At 73.1% G+C, this 16,790-nt stretch carries 12 protein-coding genes; 4 read left to right on the top strand and 8 right to left on the bottom strand.

Annotation, left to right across the window (positions count from 1 at the left end):
• Positions 1-87 precede the first annotated feature (87 nt).
• A complete protein-coding gene (sepH, locus tag ACZ6R9_RS30810) occupies positions 88-1,152 on the top strand; it encodes a septation protein SepH (protein ID WP_380486956.1) in 1,065 nt (354 codons plus the stop codon).
• A gap of 28 nt (positions 1,153-1,180) precedes the next feature.
• Here sepH and ACZ6R9_RS30815 read toward each other — a convergent pair whose 3' ends face one another.
• The 5 genes from ACZ6R9_RS30815 to ACZ6R9_RS30835 form a co-directional block, all read right to left on the bottom strand.
• Positions 1,181-2,005, bottom strand: a complete 825-nt coding sequence (locus tag ACZ6R9_RS30815; RefSeq protein WP_380486954.1) for a sulfurtransferase — start codon at positions 2,003-2,005, stop codon at positions 1,181-1,183.
• Positions 2,006-2,042: 37 nt separating this feature from the next.
• Positions 2,043-2,690 carry a thymidine kinase gene (locus ACZ6R9_RS30820; protein WP_380486952.1) on the bottom strand — a complete coding sequence of 216 codons (648 nt, stop codon included), beginning with the start codon at positions 2,688-2,690 and terminating at the stop codon, positions 2,043-2,045.
• A 46-nt stretch (positions 2,691-2,736) separates the two neighbouring features.
• Positions 2,737-3,897: an alkaline phosphatase family protein gene (locus ACZ6R9_RS30825; RefSeq protein WP_380486950.1), complete on the bottom strand. Its 1,161-nt coding sequence runs from the start codon at positions 3,895-3,897 to the stop codon at positions 2,737-2,739.
• Positions 3,898-3,904: 7 nt separating this feature from the next.
• The gene (locus tag ACZ6R9_RS30830) at positions 3,905-4,489 is read right to left on the bottom strand and encodes a DUF5998 family protein (protein ID WP_380486948.1); all 585 of its coding nucleotides are present in this window, start codon (positions 4,487-4,489) and stop codon (positions 3,905-3,907) included.
• A 122-nt stretch (positions 4,490-4,611) separates the two neighbouring features.
• Complete coding sequence (locus tag ACZ6R9_RS30835; RefSeq protein WP_465541945.1) at positions 4,612-7,383, bottom strand: bifunctional acetate--CoA ligase family protein/GNAT family N-acetyltransferase; 2,772 nt, start codon at positions 7,381-7,383, stop codon at positions 4,612-4,614.
• A gap of 181 nt (positions 7,384-7,564) precedes the next feature.
• Here ACZ6R9_RS30835 and ACZ6R9_RS30840 point away from each other — a divergent pair, with 181 nt between their 5' ends.
• Positions 7,565-7,843 carry an HPr family phosphocarrier protein gene (locus ACZ6R9_RS30840; RefSeq protein ID WP_380486947.1) on the top strand — a complete coding sequence of 93 codons (279 nt, stop codon included), beginning with the start codon at positions 7,565-7,567 and terminating at the stop codon, positions 7,841-7,843.
• A 225-nt stretch (positions 7,844-8,068) separates the two neighbouring features.
• Entirely contained in the window at positions 8,069-9,670 is a 1,602-nt protein-coding gene (locus tag ACZ6R9_RS30845) for an ABC-F family ATP-binding cassette domain-containing protein (RefSeq protein WP_465541856.1), read from the top strand.
• Between the two features lie 117 nt (positions 9,671-9,787).
• Here the strand turns inward: ACZ6R9_RS30845 and ACZ6R9_RS30850 are convergent, their stop codons facing one another.
• The 3 genes from ACZ6R9_RS30850 to ACZ6R9_RS30860 all read right to left on the bottom strand — a co-directional run bounded on the left by ACZ6R9_RS30850 (position 9,788) and on the right by ACZ6R9_RS30860 (position 14,065).
• Positions 9,788-10,987 (bottom strand): RtcB family protein, encoded by a 1,200-nt coding sequence (locus ACZ6R9_RS30850; RefSeq protein WP_380486944.1) that lies wholly within the window; start codon positions 10,985-10,987, stop codon positions 9,788-9,790.
• A 346-nt stretch (positions 10,988-11,333) separates the two neighbouring features.
• Positions 11,334-12,701: a M16 family metallopeptidase gene (locus ACZ6R9_RS30855; protein WP_380486981.1), complete on the bottom strand. Its 1,368-nt coding sequence runs from the start codon at positions 12,699-12,701 to the stop codon at positions 11,334-11,336.
• 29 nt (positions 12,702-12,730) lie between these two features.
• Positions 12,731-14,065: a M16 family metallopeptidase gene (locus tag ACZ6R9_RS30860; RefSeq protein WP_380486942.1), complete on the bottom strand. Its 1,335-nt coding sequence runs from the start codon at positions 14,063-14,065 to the stop codon at positions 12,731-12,733.
• A gap of 227 nt (positions 14,066-14,292) precedes the next feature.
• On the opposite strand from ACZ6R9_RS30860, the gene ACZ6R9_RS30865 reads away from it, so the two are divergent.
• Positions 14,293-16,740: a DNA gyrase/topoisomerase IV subunit A gene (locus ACZ6R9_RS30865; protein ID WP_380486941.1), complete on the top strand. Its 2,448-nt coding sequence runs from the start codon at positions 14,293-14,295 to the stop codon at positions 16,738-16,740.
• Positions 16,741-16,790: the final 50 nt, after the last annotated feature.

Below are 16,790 nucleotides of genomic sequence, written 5' to 3' on the forward strand. Positions count from 1 at the left end.
TGAAAGCCCGACACGCCGGGTAACTCTGCAAGGTTGTGGCCACTCGCCAGCGGGCAGGCCACACTCAGTACGGGAGCAGCGACGCAGGTGACGTCGGCAGGCACCACCCGGGAGGTAACCGTGCCCGAACTGCGCGTCGTGGCCGTCAGCAACGACGGCACACGGCTGGTGCTCAAGGCTGCCGACAGCACGGAGTACACCCTTCCGATCGACGAGCGGCTGCGCGCCGCCGTCCGGGGTGACCGGCCGCGGCTCGGCCAGATCGAGATCGAGGTGGAGAGCCACCTCCGCCCGCGGGACATCCAGGCGCGGATACGAGCCGGTGCCTCCGCCGAGGAGGTCGCGCAGGCCGCCGGCATCTCCGTCGAGCGAGTGCGCCGCTTCGAGGGTCCGGTGCTGGCCGAGCGCGCCTTCATGGCCGAGCGGGCCCGCAAGACGGCGATCCGCCGCCACGGCGAGTCCACCGGCCCCCAGCTCGGCGAAGCCGTCGCCGAGCGGCTCGCGCTGCGCGGTGCCGAGAAGGACACCGAACGCTGGGATTCCTGGCGCCGCGACGACGGCACCTGGGAAGTCATCCTCGTCTACCGCGCCGAGGGCGAGACCCGGCGTGCCGCCTGGTCCTACGACCCGCCGCGCCGGCTGGTGCAGCCGAACGACGACGAGGCCCGCGCGCTGATCGGCGAGAACGTCGAACGCGAGGAGGACTCGGTCTTCCCGTTCATCCCGCGGATCGCCCGGCTCCCCCAGGATCGCCCGGCCCGCCCGATGATCGAGCGTCCCTCCGCCGACCGCATCATGCACCGCGAGGCAGTCGCCGCGGTCTCCCCCGAACGGGACTCGCTCACCAGCCTGTTGGACGTGGTGCCCTCCTACCGCGGCGACCTGACCCCGGTCGGGCCGAGCGTGGAGTCCACGGTCACCGAGGAGCCGGAGGAGATCGACGAACCCGCGAGTGCGCCTGCGGCGAGCGTCGGCGCGGGCTCCGCGTACGCGGACATCCTGATGCCCCGCTCGGTCTCCCCGCACCGCGACCGCATGGTCGGCGCGACCGACCGCCAGGCCGAGGCGGACGGCGTCCGCCCCGGGCGGCGGGCGACGGTGCCGAGCTGGGACGAGATCGTCTTCGGCTCCCGCCGCAAGAAGCCGGAGTAAGAACGCGGTAGGGCACGAAACCAGGGGCCTAAGCGACCGGGTTGGCCGGGTCGGCAGACCACTCGCTCCAGGAGCCCGGGTACAGCGCAGCGCCCTTGTGGCCCGCGAGTTCCAGGGCGAGGAGTTGGTGCGCGGCCGTGACGCCGGAGCCGCAGTAGACGGCGGTGCGGGTGGGGTCGGTGACGCCGAGGGCCGCGAATCGGCGAGCCAGATCCGCTGCGGGGAGGAAATGCCCGTCCAGCGCGAGATTCTCTGTCGTGGGGGCGGAGGCCGCGCCGGGGATGTGGCCGGCGCGGGGGTCGATGGGCTCGGTCTCGCCCCGGTAGCGCTCACCGGCCCTCGCGTCCAGCAGCAGTCCGGTGCGGGCGAGTTCGGCCGCCTGCGCGGCGCCGACGGCGGGCAGGTGGCCGGGGTTGACCGTGAAGTCGCCGTCGGCGGCGGCCGGCGTCTCGGTGGTGACCGGCTGCCCGGCGGCGAGCCACCCGGCGAGGCCGCCGTCGAGGACCCGGACGTCGGGGTGGCCGGCCCAGCGGAGCAGCCACCAGGCGCGGGCGGCGGAGAGCGAGGGGCCGGCGTCGTAGGCGACCACGGGTCGCGCCGCGGTGACGCCGGCCCGGCGCAGCGCGGCCGTGAGGCGGTCGGTGCCGGGCAGCGGGTGGCGGCCTGCGGTGCCGGGCGGGTCGGCGAGGTCGTGGTCGAGGTCGAGGTAGTGCGCGCCGGGCAGGTGGCCCTTGGCGTACTCCTCGGCGCCGGGCGGGCCGCCGAGCTGCCAGCGGATGTCGAGCAGTACCGGCGGGTGGGGGGTGTCGAGCGCGGCGGCGAGTTCGGCGGCGGTGATCAGCGGCGAGGTCATGCTGCCATTGTGGCGCGGCAACCGACCTGGCGGGGCGTCAGCCTTCGAACGGGAGAACGTCCGGGGAGAGCACGGCGGCCCGGGCGGTGGCCGCGGTGAGGCGGCGGCGGTGGTGGCGCCGGCAGAGCACCTCGTAGCCGATCTCGTCCTCGTTGACGGCGACGTCGCCGACCACGACCTGGGCTCCCTCGACCACCATGACGCCGCCGACGGTGCGGGCGTTGTGGGTGGCGCGGGCGCCGCACCAGCAGAGGGCCTCGACCTGGAGGACCTCGACCCGGTCGGCGAGTTCGATCAACCGCTGGGAGCCGGGGAACAGCTTGGTGCGGAAGTCGGTGGTGATCCCGAAGGTGAACACGTCGATGCCCAACTCGTCCACGATGCGGGCGAGTTGGTCGATCTGTCCGGCGGAGAAGAACTGCGCTTCGTCGCAGATCAGGTAGTCGACCTTGCCGCCGGCGGAGAGCAGGTTGACCACGTAGGTCTGGAACTCGAACGCGTCGCCGACCTCGACCGCTTCGGCGCGCAGGCCGAGGCGGCTGGAGATGGTGGCGGCGCCGGCCCGGTCGTGGCGGGTGAAGATGATGCCCTGCCGGCCGCGGGCGGTGTGGTTGTGGTCCATCTGGAGGGCGAGCGTTGACTTGCCGCAGTCCATCGTGCCCGAGAAGAACACCAGTTCAGCCATGGGTGGAGCGTCAGCCTTTCGGGCGTGGGTGGTTGACGGGCCGGTCTCAGCCACGGACTTCGAGCAGCGGGACGAGTTGTTCGACGGGGGTCATCGAGCCGTGCAGGCCGACCATCTGGGACTCGCCGGGCTCGTTGCGGCTGGCGATGATCGCGATGTCGTCGCGCGCGGCGGCGACCACGTCGCCGATCCGGTGGTAGACCCGTTCGTCCACCTCGGGGCCGAACCAGCCCGCGGCGATGGCCTGGTCGCGGGTGGCGACCCACATCTGCTCGCCGAGCACCTCGCTCCACACGGCGTGCACGTCGCCGGCCGCACCGGGGTGGGCGTACACGTGGCGGGCGCGGCCCTCGCCGCCGAGCAGGGCGACGCCGGCCGAGAGTTCCCAGTCCTCGTCGAAGTCGATCCGGTTCTCCGGGGTGACGTCGATCATGCCGTGGTCGGCGGTGATGTAGAGGGCGGAGCGCGGCGGGAGTTGTTCGGCGAGGCGGCGGGCGAGCCGGTCGACGGTGGACAGGGTGAGCCGCCACTCGTCGGAGTCGACGCCGAAGCGGTGCCCGGCGGCGTCGAGTTCGCTCAGGTACGTGTAGACCAGGGCGCGGTCGTGTTCGGCCAGCCAGGCGGCGGCCCGGTCCATCCGTTCCTCGCCGGTGGTGCGGCCGAGGAAGGTGCCGCCGGAGAGCGCGACCTGGGTGAGCGGGGTGGTGGCGAACAGCGGGGAGGAGACCTGCGCGGTGGCCACCCCCGCGAGGTGCGCCTGTTCGAAGACGGTCGGATAGGGCTGCCAGGCGTGCGGGTCCACGGGCGGCTGCCAGCGCAGCTGGTTCATCAGCTGCCCGCGGCCCGGGATCGCCACCGTGTACCCGGCCAGTCCGTGCTGCCCCGGCGGCAGGCCGGTGCCGACGGAGGCCAGCGAGGTGGCGGTGGTGGACGGGAACCCGGCCGTGATCGGCGTGCCCGCGGCGATCAGCGAGGTGAGGAACGGCGCCCAGTCGGGGTGCCGGCGGATCAGCTCCCAGCCGAGGCCGTCCACCAGGAAGACACACACCCGGTCGGCGGGCTCCAGCGGCAGCGTGGGCCGGTAGCCGGGCACGCCGAGGCCCGCCGCCAGGGTGGGCAGCAGGTCGGAGAGGGCGGCGCAGCCGTAGCGCGGGGCGGGGGCGTCGGCGGGGTCGAGCGGTTCGAACGAGTCGTAGCCGTGATGCATGCCAGGCTCAGCCGTTGCCCACGGTCGCCTCGGACAGTGCCCGGGCGAACACCAGCGCCTGGGCGACCGTCTCCGGGCCGTCCCCGGCCTCGCTGACCCGCAACGACAGGTCGTCGGCGGTGGCGGAGCCGGTGTAGCCGTGGTCCGCCTCGCAGTTGGGGTCGGAGCAACCGGCCGGCTCCAGGTCGAGGCGCTGCACGGCACCCCAGCCGATGGTGAGGACGACCTCGCGGGGCAGGGTGCCGGGGGTGTAGGTCTCCGGGTTGGCGACCATGCGGCTGATCACCACGGAGTTGATCCGGTCCAGCCGGACCGTCTCGGTGGAGGTGGTGGCGTACGGAACGGGCGTGGCCGCGTCGCCGTTCTGCTCGTCGGTGTGGCTGACCACGAAGCGGGACGGGGTGAGCACCAGCACGGTGACGTGTCGGCGGACCTCGTTCGCGTCGAAGGTGGTCTCCTGGTGCACCAGGTACGAGCTGATCGGCTCGGGGCCCACCGCGGACTCCACCGCCTCGGAGACCAGCGCCGGGTAGTAACCGCTGCGCTCGATCGCGGACCGCAGGTCCTGCGTGGTGGTACCGGTCTTCGCCATATCTCCATCCTGGCATGTCCCGCCGGTCCGGCGGGTGGCACTGCGCCGGGGTCGCCCGGCCCGTCGTCCTGCCGTCCGGCCCGGGGGTTGCCCGCTCCTGCCGGGCGGGCAACCACGCAAGGTTACAGCGTGCTCATGGCGCGCGGTCCCAGATCGGTGCGGACCGGCAGCGGGGCGATTCGCACCCGGGCGCCCAGCACGGTCAGGCCGTGCGGGGCGACCACCACGGGTTCCAGGTCCACGGAGGCGATCTCGGGCAGGTCGTCGACCAGGCGGGAGACCCGCAGCAGCAGCTCCTCCAGGGCGCCGGTGTCCACCGCCTCCGCGCCGCGCCAGCCGAACAGCAGCGGCGCGGCCCGGACCTCGCGGATCAGTTCGGCGACGTCCCGGTCGGTGGCCGGGACCAGGCGGTGGGCGACGTCACCGAGCAGTTCGGCGGGGGCGCCGGCCAGGCCGAAGGACAGGATGGTGCCGACCGCCGGGTCCACGGCGGCGCCGATCACGGTGTCCACGCCGCGCGGGGCCAGCCGCTGCACCACCAGCTCCGCCTGCGCGGCGCCGCCCAGCAGGGCGTCCAGCTCGCGGTGGGCGCGGCGCAGTTCGGCCTCGCTGGTGAGGTCGAGCCGGACGCTGCCGAGGTCGGGCCGGTGGCGCAGGTGTTCGGCGGTGGCTTTCAGCGCAACGGGGTAGCCGAGCGTGGCCGCCGCCTTGACGGCGCTGTTCTCGTCGGGTGCGGCCAGCGTCGGGCTGACCTGGATGCCGTAGTGGCCGAGCAGGGCGGCGGCGTCGGGATCGGGCAGGGTGACCCGGGCTCCGCCGGACTGCAGCCGGGCGGCGACCGCCTCACGGCTGCCCAGCGCCTGCTCGACCAGGGCGCGGGCGGCGCTCTCGTCCACGCCGTCGAGTTCGGGGACCCGGGCGGTCTGCTCGGCCTCGGCGCTGCGGCGGCGCCACTTCGCGTAGCGCACCGCGTCGGCCAGGGCGTGGACGGCGCGTTCGGGGGCCGGGTAGGCGGGCACTCCCCCGGCCCGCAGGCGGGCGACCAGGGCGGGCAGCGCGAGGTGGGCGAGCAGCAGCGGCTTGCCGAGTTCCCGGCCGCGCTCGGCGGCGTCCAGCAGCGCCTGGGCGATCTCCGGGGCGTCCTCGACCTGTTCGGGCGCGGACTCGGGGCCGCCCAGCACGCCGATCGGCGGGATGGCGACGGCGATCACCGCGTCCACCTGCGGGTCACTGAGCGCGGTGTCCAGGGCTATCCGGAAGTTCTCGCCGCTGGCGCCGGTGGTCAGGTCGACGGGGGTGCGCGGGCGCAGGCCGGTGCCCAGGCAGGTGTCGTAGGTGAGCAGGCCGAGCGAGTCGGAGTTGCCGACGACGGCGACCTTGTTGCCGGCCGGGAGTGGCTGGCCTGCCAGCAGTTCGCCGGTGTCGAACAGTTCGGTGATGGTGTCCACCCGGATCACGCCGGCCTGCTGGAACAGCGCGTCCACGGTGGCGTCGCGCAGCCGGGTGGCGGCGGGCTGGACGGCGTGGCCGGGCGGCAGGCTGCCGGTGTGCCGGGCGCCCTTGAGCACCACCACCGGCTTGGCGGCGGCCAGCCGGCGGGCGATCCGGGTGAACTTCCGCGGGTTGCCGAAGGATTCGAAGTAGAGCAGCACCACCCCGGTGGCGGCGTCCTCCTCCCAGTACTGGAGCAGGTCGTTGCCGGAGACGTCGGCCCGGTTGCCGACCGAGGCGAAGGAGGAGATGCCCAGGCCGCGCCGGTGGGCGGCCTCCAGCAGCGCGACGCCGATCGCGCCGGACTGGCAGAACACGCCGAACGGTCCGCGGCCGGGCAGCACCGGGGCCAGCGAGGCGTTCAGCCGGTGCTCGGGGTCGGTGTTGATCAGGCCGAAGGCGTTCGGGCCGACCACCCGCATGCCCGCGGCCCGGGCCTGCCGGACCAGTTCGCGCTGCCGGTCGCGCCCGTCCGGGCCGGTCTCGGCGTACCCGGCGGTGACCACCACCAGGCCCCGCACACCGTGCGCGCCGCACTCGGCGACCACGGCCGGGACGGCGGACTCCGGCACCGCGATCACCGCGAGGTCCACCGGACCGCGAATGTCCAGCACCGAGCGGTGGGTGGGGACGCCGTCCAGCTCGGTGCCGGGCTCGACGGTGCGGTTCACCGCGTACACCGGGCCGTCGAAACCCGCCCGGATGTCGCGCAGCAGCGCCCGGCCGACCGACTGCGGGTTGCGCGAGACCCCGATCACGGCGATCGAACGGGGCGTCAGCAGGCGCTGCACGGAATGGGCTTCGGCGCGGTGTTCACGGGCCCGCATCACCGCCAGCGAGGCGGCGGTCGGCTCCAGGTCGAACTCCAGGTGCACCACGCCGTCGGCGAAGCTGCGCCGCTGGGTGTAGCCGGCGTCGGTGAACACCTTCACCATCTTCCGGTTCTCCGGCAGCACTTCGGCCGTGAACCGGCGGATGCCGCGCTCCTGGGCCACCGCCGCGATGTGCTCCAGCAGCGCGGACGCGATGCCGCGCCCCTGGTGGGCGTCCTGCACCAGGAACGCCACCTCGGCGTCCGTGCCGGTGGTGGACGGCATGCCCGCCTTGTCGATCCGGTCGTAGCGGACGGTGGCGATGAACCGGTCCCGCACCACCAGCGCGAGACCGACCCGGTTCACGTAGTCGTGGTGCGTGAACCGGCGCACGTCCTTGTCGGACAGGTGCGGGTACGGGGCGAAGAACCGGAAGTACTTCGACTGGTCGGAGACCTGCTCGTAGAACTCCACCAGCCGGTCCGCGTCGTCCGCGGTGATCGGTCTGATCCGGGCCGTGCCGCCGTCGCGCAGCAGGACGTCGGCCTCCCAGTGCTGCGGATAACCGTGCTCGGCCTCTTCGCGCGCCATGGCGTGCTTGACGGTGTCGTGCTCCACGGTCGTCAGGGTAGCCGTCGGCGAGCCTGATGGCGCCGCCCCTGCCGGGGACGGCACTCTGACCCTGCTCGCCGCCCGGCCGTAACAGCACCGGCGTGCAACACTGGTCTAGACAACACCTGCACCACCTTGCACCACCTGAAAGGCACCTCTCATGGCTGAGCGCCGCGTCACCATCGGTTGGGCCGAGGGCCTGCACGCCCGTCCCGCCTCGATCTTCGTCAAGGCCGTCACCTCCACCGGCGTCCCGATGACCATCGCCAAGGAAGGCGGCACCCCGGTCAACGCCGGCTCCATGCTCGGCGTGCTCACCCTCGGCGCGGAGGGCGGCGAGACGGTGATCCTGTCGGCGAGCGCGGAGGGCGCGGACGCGGCGCTGGACCGGGTCGCGAAGATGGTGCACGAGGGCCTGGACGAACTGCCGGCGGCGTAGCTTCAGCAGCGCGCTTCGCGTTCCGCCGCTTCCGGCCCCCGTTTCCGACCCGCAGCAGCACGGCCGCACCGCTGTCCCCCGCGGCGGCCCCTCCCCGAAATTCGCATGCGGGCCGCCCCGCCGGCGGCGTACTGTCGGCCCCATGCCGACGCCCCGCATCTCCTAGCAAGAGGACCAGCTTCCACGCCACCCGTGTGTCCTCTTGCTGTTCCGGAGCGTCCTTTCATGATCACCGTTCGTGGTCTCGACGTGCGCGTTGGCGCGCGTCTGCTGCTGCACAACCTCTCCTTCCACCTCGCACCGGGCGACCGGGTCGGCCTGGTCGGCCGCAACGGCGCGGGGAAGACCACTCTTCTCTCCACTCTGGCCGGCCTCGCCGAGCCCGCCGCCGGAACCATCGCGCGGACGGGTTCGACCGGGTACCTGCCGCAGGATTCCCGCGCCGCGGACCCGGCCGTCCCGGTGCTGGACCGCATCCTGTCCGCATCCGGGATGGACGGCGCGCAGCGCGCACTGCGCACCGCGGAATCCGCGATGGCCACGGCCGAAGGGGCAGCGCTGGAGCGTGCGATGAACGCCTACGCCCGGGCCGAAGCCGCCTTCCAGCGGTGCGGCGGGTACACCGCGCAGGCGGAGGCGGCCCGGGTCGCGGCGGGCCTGGGGCTGCCCGAGCGGCTGCTGGAGCAGCCGGTCGGCGACCTGTCGGGCGGGCAGAAACGCCGGGTGGAGCTGGCCCGGATCCTGTTCGCCGATCACGACACACTGCTGCTGGACGAACCCACCAACCACCTGGACGCCGAGTCGGTGGCCTGGCTGCGCGGCTTCCTGGCGTCCCACCGGGGCGGGCTGGTGCTGATCAGCCACGACCTGGAGCTGATCGCCGCGACGGTGAACCGGGTGTTCCACCTGGATCCGCAGCGGGCCGCGCTGGACGTGCACAACACCGGCTGGTCGACGTACCTGACGCAGCGGGCGGCGGACGAACGGCGGCGGGCCAGGGAGCGGGCGAACGCGGAGCGCAAGGCGTCGAGCCTGCACGCGCAGGCGGAGAAGATGAAGGCCAACACGAACACCGCCTCGGCGGCGAAGTCGATGGCCAAGCGGGCGGACCGGCTGCTGGCGGGAACGGAGCCGGTGCGCAAGGCCGAGCGGACGGCGCGGATCCGGCTGCCGGAGCCCGCGCCGTGCGGGCGGATCCCGCTGGGCGCGATCAGCCTGGCGAAGGCGTACGGGGAGCACCGGGTGCTGGCCGGCGTGGACCTGGCGGTGGACCGGGGCAGCCGGCTCGTGGTGCTCGGCCCGAACGGGGCGGGCAAGACCACCCTGCTGCGGCTGCTCGCGGGCCGCGAACTCCCGGACGGCGGGCGGACGGTGGCGGGCCCGGGCCTGCGGCTGGGCTACTTCGCGCAGGAACACGACACGCTCGTCCCGAACCGCACCGTGTTCGAGCATCTGTCGGCCGCCGCACCGCACTTGACGGACGGCGAGGTGCGTGCCGCCCTCGGATCGTTCCTGTTCGGCGGGGCGGACGCGGACAAACCGGCCGGGGTGCTCTCCGGCGGCGAGAAGACCCGGCTGGCCCTGGCCTGCCTGGTGCACTCGGGCGCCAACGTGCTGCTGCTGGACGAGCCGACCAACAACCTCGACCCGGCCTCCCGGGACGAGGTGCTGCGGGCGGTCGCCGGGTACCCGGGCGCGATGGTGATGGTCACCCACGATCCGGACGCGCTCGCCGCGCTGCGCCCGGACCGGGTGCTGCTGCTGCCGCAGGCGCACGAGGACCTGTGGCACGACCGCTACCGCGCGCTGGTGGAAGCCGGAGCCTAGCCGCCGGTCGGCCGCGGTCGGGCTGCCGCTCGACGCACGCACCCACGCGGTGGTGATCGCGTGGATTCGGTCCGGTGGTGCCCGGATTCCAGGCACCACCGGGCCGCTGGCGTCGTGTCAGCCCTTGACGCAGATCACCTGCTTGAGGTGCGCGACCACCTCGACCAAGTCCTTCTGCTGGGCCATGACCTTCTCGATCGGCTTGTAGGCGCCCGGGATCTCGTCGACCACGCCGGAGTCCTTGCGGCACTCGACGCCCGCGGTCTGCTCGACCAGGTCCTTGGTGGTGAAGCGCTTCTTCGCGGCCGTCCGGCTCATCTTGCGGCCGGCGCCGTGCGAGGCCGAGTTGAAGGAGGCCGCGTTTCCGAGGCCCTTCACGATGTACGAGCCGGTGCCCATGGAGCCGGGGATGATGCCGTACTCGCCGGAACCGGCCCGGATCGCGCCCTTGCGGGTGACCAGCAGGTCGACGCCGTCGTAGCGCTCCTCGGCGACGTAGTTGTGGTGGCAGGAGATCATCTCGTCGAAGGTGACCTTGGCCTTGGGCAGTTCACGCCGGACCGCGTCCTGGAACAGGGCCATCATCAGCGCCCGGTTGTGCTTGGCGTACTCCTGCGCCCAGAACAGGTCGGAGCGGTAGGCGGCCATCTGCGGGGTGTCGGCGATGAAGACCGCGAGGTCGCGGTCGATCAGGCCCTGGTTGTGCGGCAGCGACTGGGCGATCGACATGTGGTGCTCGGCGAGCTCCTTGCCGATGTTGCGCGAGCCGGAGTGCAGCATCAGCCAGACCGCGCCGTCGTCGTCCAGGCAGAGCTCGATGAAGTGGTTGCCGCCGCCGAGGGTGGCCATCTGCTGGGCGGCCCGCTCGCGCCGCCAGCGCACCTCGGGGGCGATGCCGTCGAAGCGCTGCCAGAAGTCGTTCCAGCCGGTGGTGGACTGCCCGTGCAGCCGCAGCCGGCCCGGCTCGATCGGGTCGGTGTGCAGGCCGCGGCCGACCGGGATGGCCTGCTCGATCCGGTGCCGCAGGTGCGACAGGTCGTCCGGCAGGTCCTTCGCGGTGAGCGAGGACTTCACGGCCGTCATTCCGCAGCCGATGTCGACGCCGACCGCGGCCGGGCAGACCGCGCCCTTCATGGCGATGACGGAGCCCACGGTGGCGCCCTTGCCCAGGTGGACGTCCGGCATCACGGCGAGGCCGTGCAGCCACGGCAGGGTGCTGATGTTGCGCAGCTGCTGCAGGGCCTGGCCCTCGACGGTGGCCGGGTCGGTCCACATCCGGATCGGTACCCGGGCGCCCGGAATCTCGGTGTACGACATGCTGGTTCGACCTCCAGGGTCCGTGAGTTCATGGTGCCGCACGGAAACGCCCGGTGCGGCGGCGGGGAAGATCAGGGGGCGGCCCGGCGAAGCGGGACCGCGGGCGGCAGACGGTGCTGCGCGGCGACTGCTCAGGCAGTTCGGGACGAACGGTGGAAGGGCAGCCTCGGGGAGCGTCGTCGTGGCTCGACCCGCATGGTGACCGCCTCCTTCCGCCTCGCGACGGCCGCGCGTCTCTCGCCCGGCCGGGGATATCTACCCACGTCCGGTGGCAGCGGCGCAATCGATTAAAACGCGGAGGGTCCGGCGGGGCTGACGCCCCGTCGGACCCTCGTGAACGACCAGGTCAGTTGGGGATGACCGTGACGTCCCCGATGCCGAGCGCCTTGATCGGCTCGGCGATCACCGAGGCATCGCCGACCAGCACGGTGACCAGCCGGTCCGGCGGGAAGGCGGCGACCACGGCGCGGGTGGCCGCGTCGGTGTCGAGCTCGGCCAGCTGCCGGTACAGCTCGGCCTGGTAGGTGTCGGGCAGGTACTGCTCGACCTGGTCGGCCAGGGTGGCGGCGACCGACCCGGCCGTCTCGTACTTCAGCGGGGCGACGCCGACCAGGAACTGCACGGCCTCCTCGCGCTCGCCGTCGGTCAGGCCCTCGGCGGCCAGCGTGCGCAGGATGGTCCAGGTGTCCTGCAGCGCGGGCGCGGTGGACTCGGTGTCCACCGAGCCGCTGATCGCCAGCAGTCCGCGCCCGGAGCCGTCGGCGGCGGAGCGCAGCGACTGGGCGAACGCCCGGACGCCGTAGGTGTAGCCCTTCTCCTCGCGCAGCACCCGGTCGAGCCGGGAGGTGAGGGTGCCACCGAGGCAGTAGATGCCGAGGACCTGCGCGGCCCACGCCGGGTCGTGCCGGTCCGGGCCGATCCGGCCGATCAGCAGCTGGGTCTGCACCGAGCCGGGCCGGTCGACGATGACCACCCGGCCGGTGTCGTCGGCGACCACCGGGCCGTGCACCGACGGCTCGACGCTCTCGCCGGTCCACCGGCCGAGGGTGGACTCCAGCAGGGCGGCCAGGTCTACGCCGGCGAGGTCGCCGACCACCACGACGGTGGCGGTGGACGGGCGCAGGTGGGCGTCGTAGTACGCCTTCACCGCGTCCCGGTCGATCCGCTTGACGCTGTCGGTGGAGCCGGCCCGCGGCCGGGACAGCCGGTCGGACTCGGCGAACAGCGCGGCGTACAGCGCCTTGGCGGAGCGCCGGGACGGGTTGGCCTGCTCGTGGACGATCTCGTCGAGGCGGTTGGCGACCAGCCGCTCGATCTCCTCCGCGGGCAGCGCCGGCACCCGCAGGGCGTCGCCGAGCAGGGTGAGGCCGCGCTCCAGCCGGGAGGCCGGGACCTCCAGCGAGACCCGCAGCGCCGGGTGGTCGGCGTGGGCGTCCAGGGTGGCGCCGGCCCGCTCCAGCTCGGCCGCGAACTCCTCGGCGGTGAGTGTGTCGGTGCCCTCCGAGAGCGCCCGGGCGAGGATCGAGGCGACGCCGTCCAGGCCTTCGGGCTCGGCGGCCAGCGGCGCGTCCAGCACCACGTCGACGGCGACCAGCTGCTGGCCGGGGCGGTGGCAGTGCAGCACCGTCAGGCCGTTGGCGAGGGTGAGCCGTTCGGGAGCCGGGAACGCCCACGGGGTGGGGGTGCCGGGCTTCGGCTGCGGGTGGAAGTCCATCGCCGGGATGTACTGCGCGGGGGTGTCGCTCACGCCGCCGCCTCCTCGTTCTCGGAGCTGTCTTCGTCGGTGCTGTCGTCGGGGGTCGGCTCGTACACCAGCACCGCCCGGTTGTCGGGGCGCAGCCGCGCGGCGGCCAGCTCGCGGACTTCCTCGGCGGTGACGTCGAAGACCTTCGGCAGGGCGCTGTTGAGCAGCTTCGGGTCGCCGAACAGCACGGCGTAGCGGCAGAGTTCGTCGGCGCGGCCGGCCACCGTGGTGAGCCGGTCCAGCCACTCGCGCTCGATCTGGGCCTGGGCGCGCTCGAGTTCCTCGGCGGTGGGGCCCTCGGCGGCGAACCGGGCGAGCTCCTCGTCAACGGCGGTCTCGATCTGCTCCAGGGTGGCGCCGGCCCCGGCCTTGACGTCCAGCCAGCCCAGCGAGGGCGCGCCGGCCAGCCGCAGCAGGCCGAAGCCGGCCGCGACGGCGGTGCGGTCGCGGCGGACCAGCCGGTTGTACAGCCGGGAGGACTCGCCGCTGCCGAGGATGGTGAGCGCGAGGTCGGCGGCGTCGGCCTGCCGGGTGCCGTCGTGCGGCAGCCGGTAGGCGGCCATCAGGGCGCGGGAGGGGACGTCCTCGCGGATCAGCTCGCGGGCCTCGCCGTTCATGGTGTCGGGCAGGCTGCCGTCGCGCGGCGGCTGCTTGCCGTCGTGGGCGGGGATGGAGCCGAAGTACTTCTCCACCCAGGCGATGGTCTGCTCGGGGTCGAGGTCGCCGACGATCGACAGCACCGCGTTGTTGGGCGCGTAGTACGTCCGGAAGAACGTCCGGGCGTCCTCCAGGGTGGCGGCGTCCAGGTCGGCCATCGAGCCGATCGGGGTGTGGTGGTAGGGGTGTTCGCCGGGGAAGGACAGCGCGGTGAGCTTCTCGAACGCGGTGCCGTAGGGCACGTTGTCGTAGCGCTGGCGGCGCTCGTTCTTCACCACGTCGCGCTGGTTCTCCATGGACGTGTCGTCCAGGGCGGCCAGCAGCGAGCCCATCCGGTCGGCCTCCAGCCAGAGCGCGAGCTCCAGTTGGTGCGCGGGCATGGTCTCGAAGTAGTTGGTGCGCTCGAAGCTGGTGGTGCCGTTGAGCGAGCCGCCGGCGCCCTGGACCAGTTCGAAGTGCCCGTTGTTGGAGACGTTCGCCGAGCCCTGGAACATCAGGTGCTCGAAGAGGTGGGCGAGACCGGTGCGCCCCTTCACCTCGTGCCGGGAGCCCACGTCGTACCACAGGCACACGGCGGTGACCGGAGTGAGGTGGTCCTCGGAGAGCACTACGCGCAGGCCGTTGGCCAGGCGGTGTTCGGTGATGGCGAGGCCGCTGGCGGGGCCGGGGTTGGCCATGCGGGGTCCTTCCCGTCGTCGGTTCCGGAGTGTCCGGGCCGGGGGCTTGTGACGTCCCCCATTCTGGTGCAACGCCCGGTGCCGCCGTCAGGTGTCCGTGCGTCGGGCGCGTTCGCCAGCGGCGGAAGCGGCCCGGGTGACAGGTGGTGTCCCACCGAGGGTCCACAATGGGGGGCGTTCATGCCTTGGCCCTGCCCACCCCAGTACCGCAAGGGAGCCCCGCAGCGATGGCCCGCCGCAGTTCGCCCACCCCGCCGCCCGGTGACTTCGAGGAGCGCATCCTCGATGTCGATGTCGTGGACGAGATGCAGGGCTCGTTCCTGGAGTACGCCTACTCGGTGATCTACTCCCGGGCCCTGCCGGACGCCCGCGACGGCCTGAAGCCGGTGCACCGCCGGATCCTCTACCAGGCCAACGAGATGGGCCTGCGCCCGGAGCGCGGCCACGTCAAGTGCGCCCGCCTGGTCGGCGAGGTGATGGGCCGTCTGCACCCGCACGGCGACGCCTCGATCTACGACGCCGTGGTGCGCATGGCGCAGCCGTTCTCGATGCGGCTGCCGCTGATCGACGGTCACGGCAACTTCGGTTCGCTCGGCAACGACGACCCGCCGGCCGCGATGCGCTACACCGAGTCCCGGCTGACGGCCGCCTCGATGTCGATGGTGGAGTCGATCCACGAGGACACCGTCGACTTCGGCCCGAACTACGACGGCTCCGAGCAGGAGCCCCAGGTGCTCCCCTCGGCGTACCCGAACCTGCTGGTCAACGGCGCCACCGGGATCGCGGTCGGCATGGCCACCAACATGCCGCCGCACAACCTGTCCGAAGTGGTGGCCGCCGCCCGGCACCTGATCAAGCACCCGGCCGCGGACCTGGAAACCCTGATGCGGTTCGTCCCCGGCCCGGACCTGCCGACCGGTGGCCGGATCGTCGGCCTGTCCGGCATCCGTGACGCGTACGAGTCCGGCCGCGGCACCTTCAAGATCCGCGCCACCGCCACGATCGAGAACGTCACCGCCCGCCGCAAGGGCATCGTGGTCACCGAACTGCCGTACACCGTCGGCCCGGAGAAGGTGATCGCGAAGATCAAGGACCTGGTCAACGCGAAGAAGCTCCAGGGCATCGCCGACGTCAAGGACCTCACCGACCGCGAGCACGGCCTGCGCCTGGTCATCGAGGTGAAGAACGGCTTCGTCCCCGAGGCGCTGCTGGAGCAGTTGTACAAGCTGACGCCGATGGAGGAGACCTTCGGCATCAACAATGTGGCGCTGGTGGACGGCCAGCCGCTGACGCTGGGCCTGAAGGAGCTGCTGGAGGTCTACGTCGATCACCGCTTCACGGTGGTCAGGCGCCGCAGCGACTTCCGCCGCCGCAAGCGCCAGGACCGGCTGCACCTGGTCGAGGGCCTGCTGATCGCCCTGGTCGACATCGACGAGGTGATCGCGATCATCCGCAGCAGCGACGACGCGTCCCAGGCCAAGGACCGCCTGATGGAGCGCTTCGGCATCTCCGAGACGCAGACCGCGTACATCCTGGACACCCCGCTGCGCCGGCTCACCCGCTTCGACCGGGTCGAGCTGGAGGCCGAGCAGGCGAAGCTGCTCAAGGAGATCGCGGAGCTGACCGAGATCCTGGAGTCCGACACCAGGCTGCGTTCCGTGGTGTCCTCCGAACTCGGCGCGGTGGCCAAGCAGTTCGGCACCGAGCGGCGCACCGTGCTGCTGGAGGCCGGGTCGGTGCCGTCGGCGGCGCTGTCGGTGCCGCTGGAGGTCGCCGACGACCCGTGCCGGGTGCTGCTGTCCTCCACCGGTCTGCTCGCCCGCACCTTCGACCTGGAGCCGGTCACCGAGGAGCCGTCCCGGGCCAGGCACGACGTGCTGGTCTCCGCCGTCCCCGCCACCGCGCGCGGCGACGTCGGCCTGGTCACCTCGGCCGGCCGGGTGCTGCGCCTGCCGGTGATCGACCTGCCCGCGCTGCCCCCGGGCACCACGGCGCTGGCCGGCGGCGCCGCGGTCTCCGAGTTCCTCCGGCTGGAGGCGGACGAGAAGGCGCTCGCGCTGACCACCCTGGACGAGTCCTCGCCGGGCCTGGCGCTCGGCACCGTGCAGGGCACGGTCAAGCGGGTGGTGCCCGAATGGCCCGCCAACAAGGACGAGTTCGAGGTGATCGCGCTCAAGGACGGCGACACCGTGGTCGGCGCGGTCGAGCTGCGCACCGGCGAGGAGGACCTGGTCTTCCTCACCTCCGACGCCCAGCTGCTGCGCTACCAGGCGAGCCAGGTCCGTCCGCAGGGCCGCCCGGCCGGCGGCATGGCCGGCATCAAGCTGGCCGACGGCGCCCGGGTGCTGTCCTTCACCGCCGTCGATCCGGCCGAGGACGCGGTGGTCCTCTCGGTGGCCGCCGCCTCCGGCACGCTGGACGGCGAGCAGCAGACCAGCTGGAAGCTCACCCCGTTCGACCAGTACCCGCGCAAGGGCCGGGCCACCGGCGGCGTCCGCTGCCAGCGCTTCCTGCGCGGCGAGGACGGCCTGGCGTTCGCCTGGGCCGGTCCGGTGCCCGCCCTCGGCGCCGCCGCCAACGGCCAGCCCGTCCCCCTCCCGGAGCGCGACCCGCGCCGCGACGGCTCCGGCACCCCGGTGCCGGCCAGGATCGCGGCGGTCGGCGGCCGGATGTGACACCCGCGGAACGGCGGGCCTCCCCGGTGGGGGTGCCCGCCGTTCCGCGC

Source organism: Kitasatospora sp. NPDC048662, assembly GCF_055587065.1.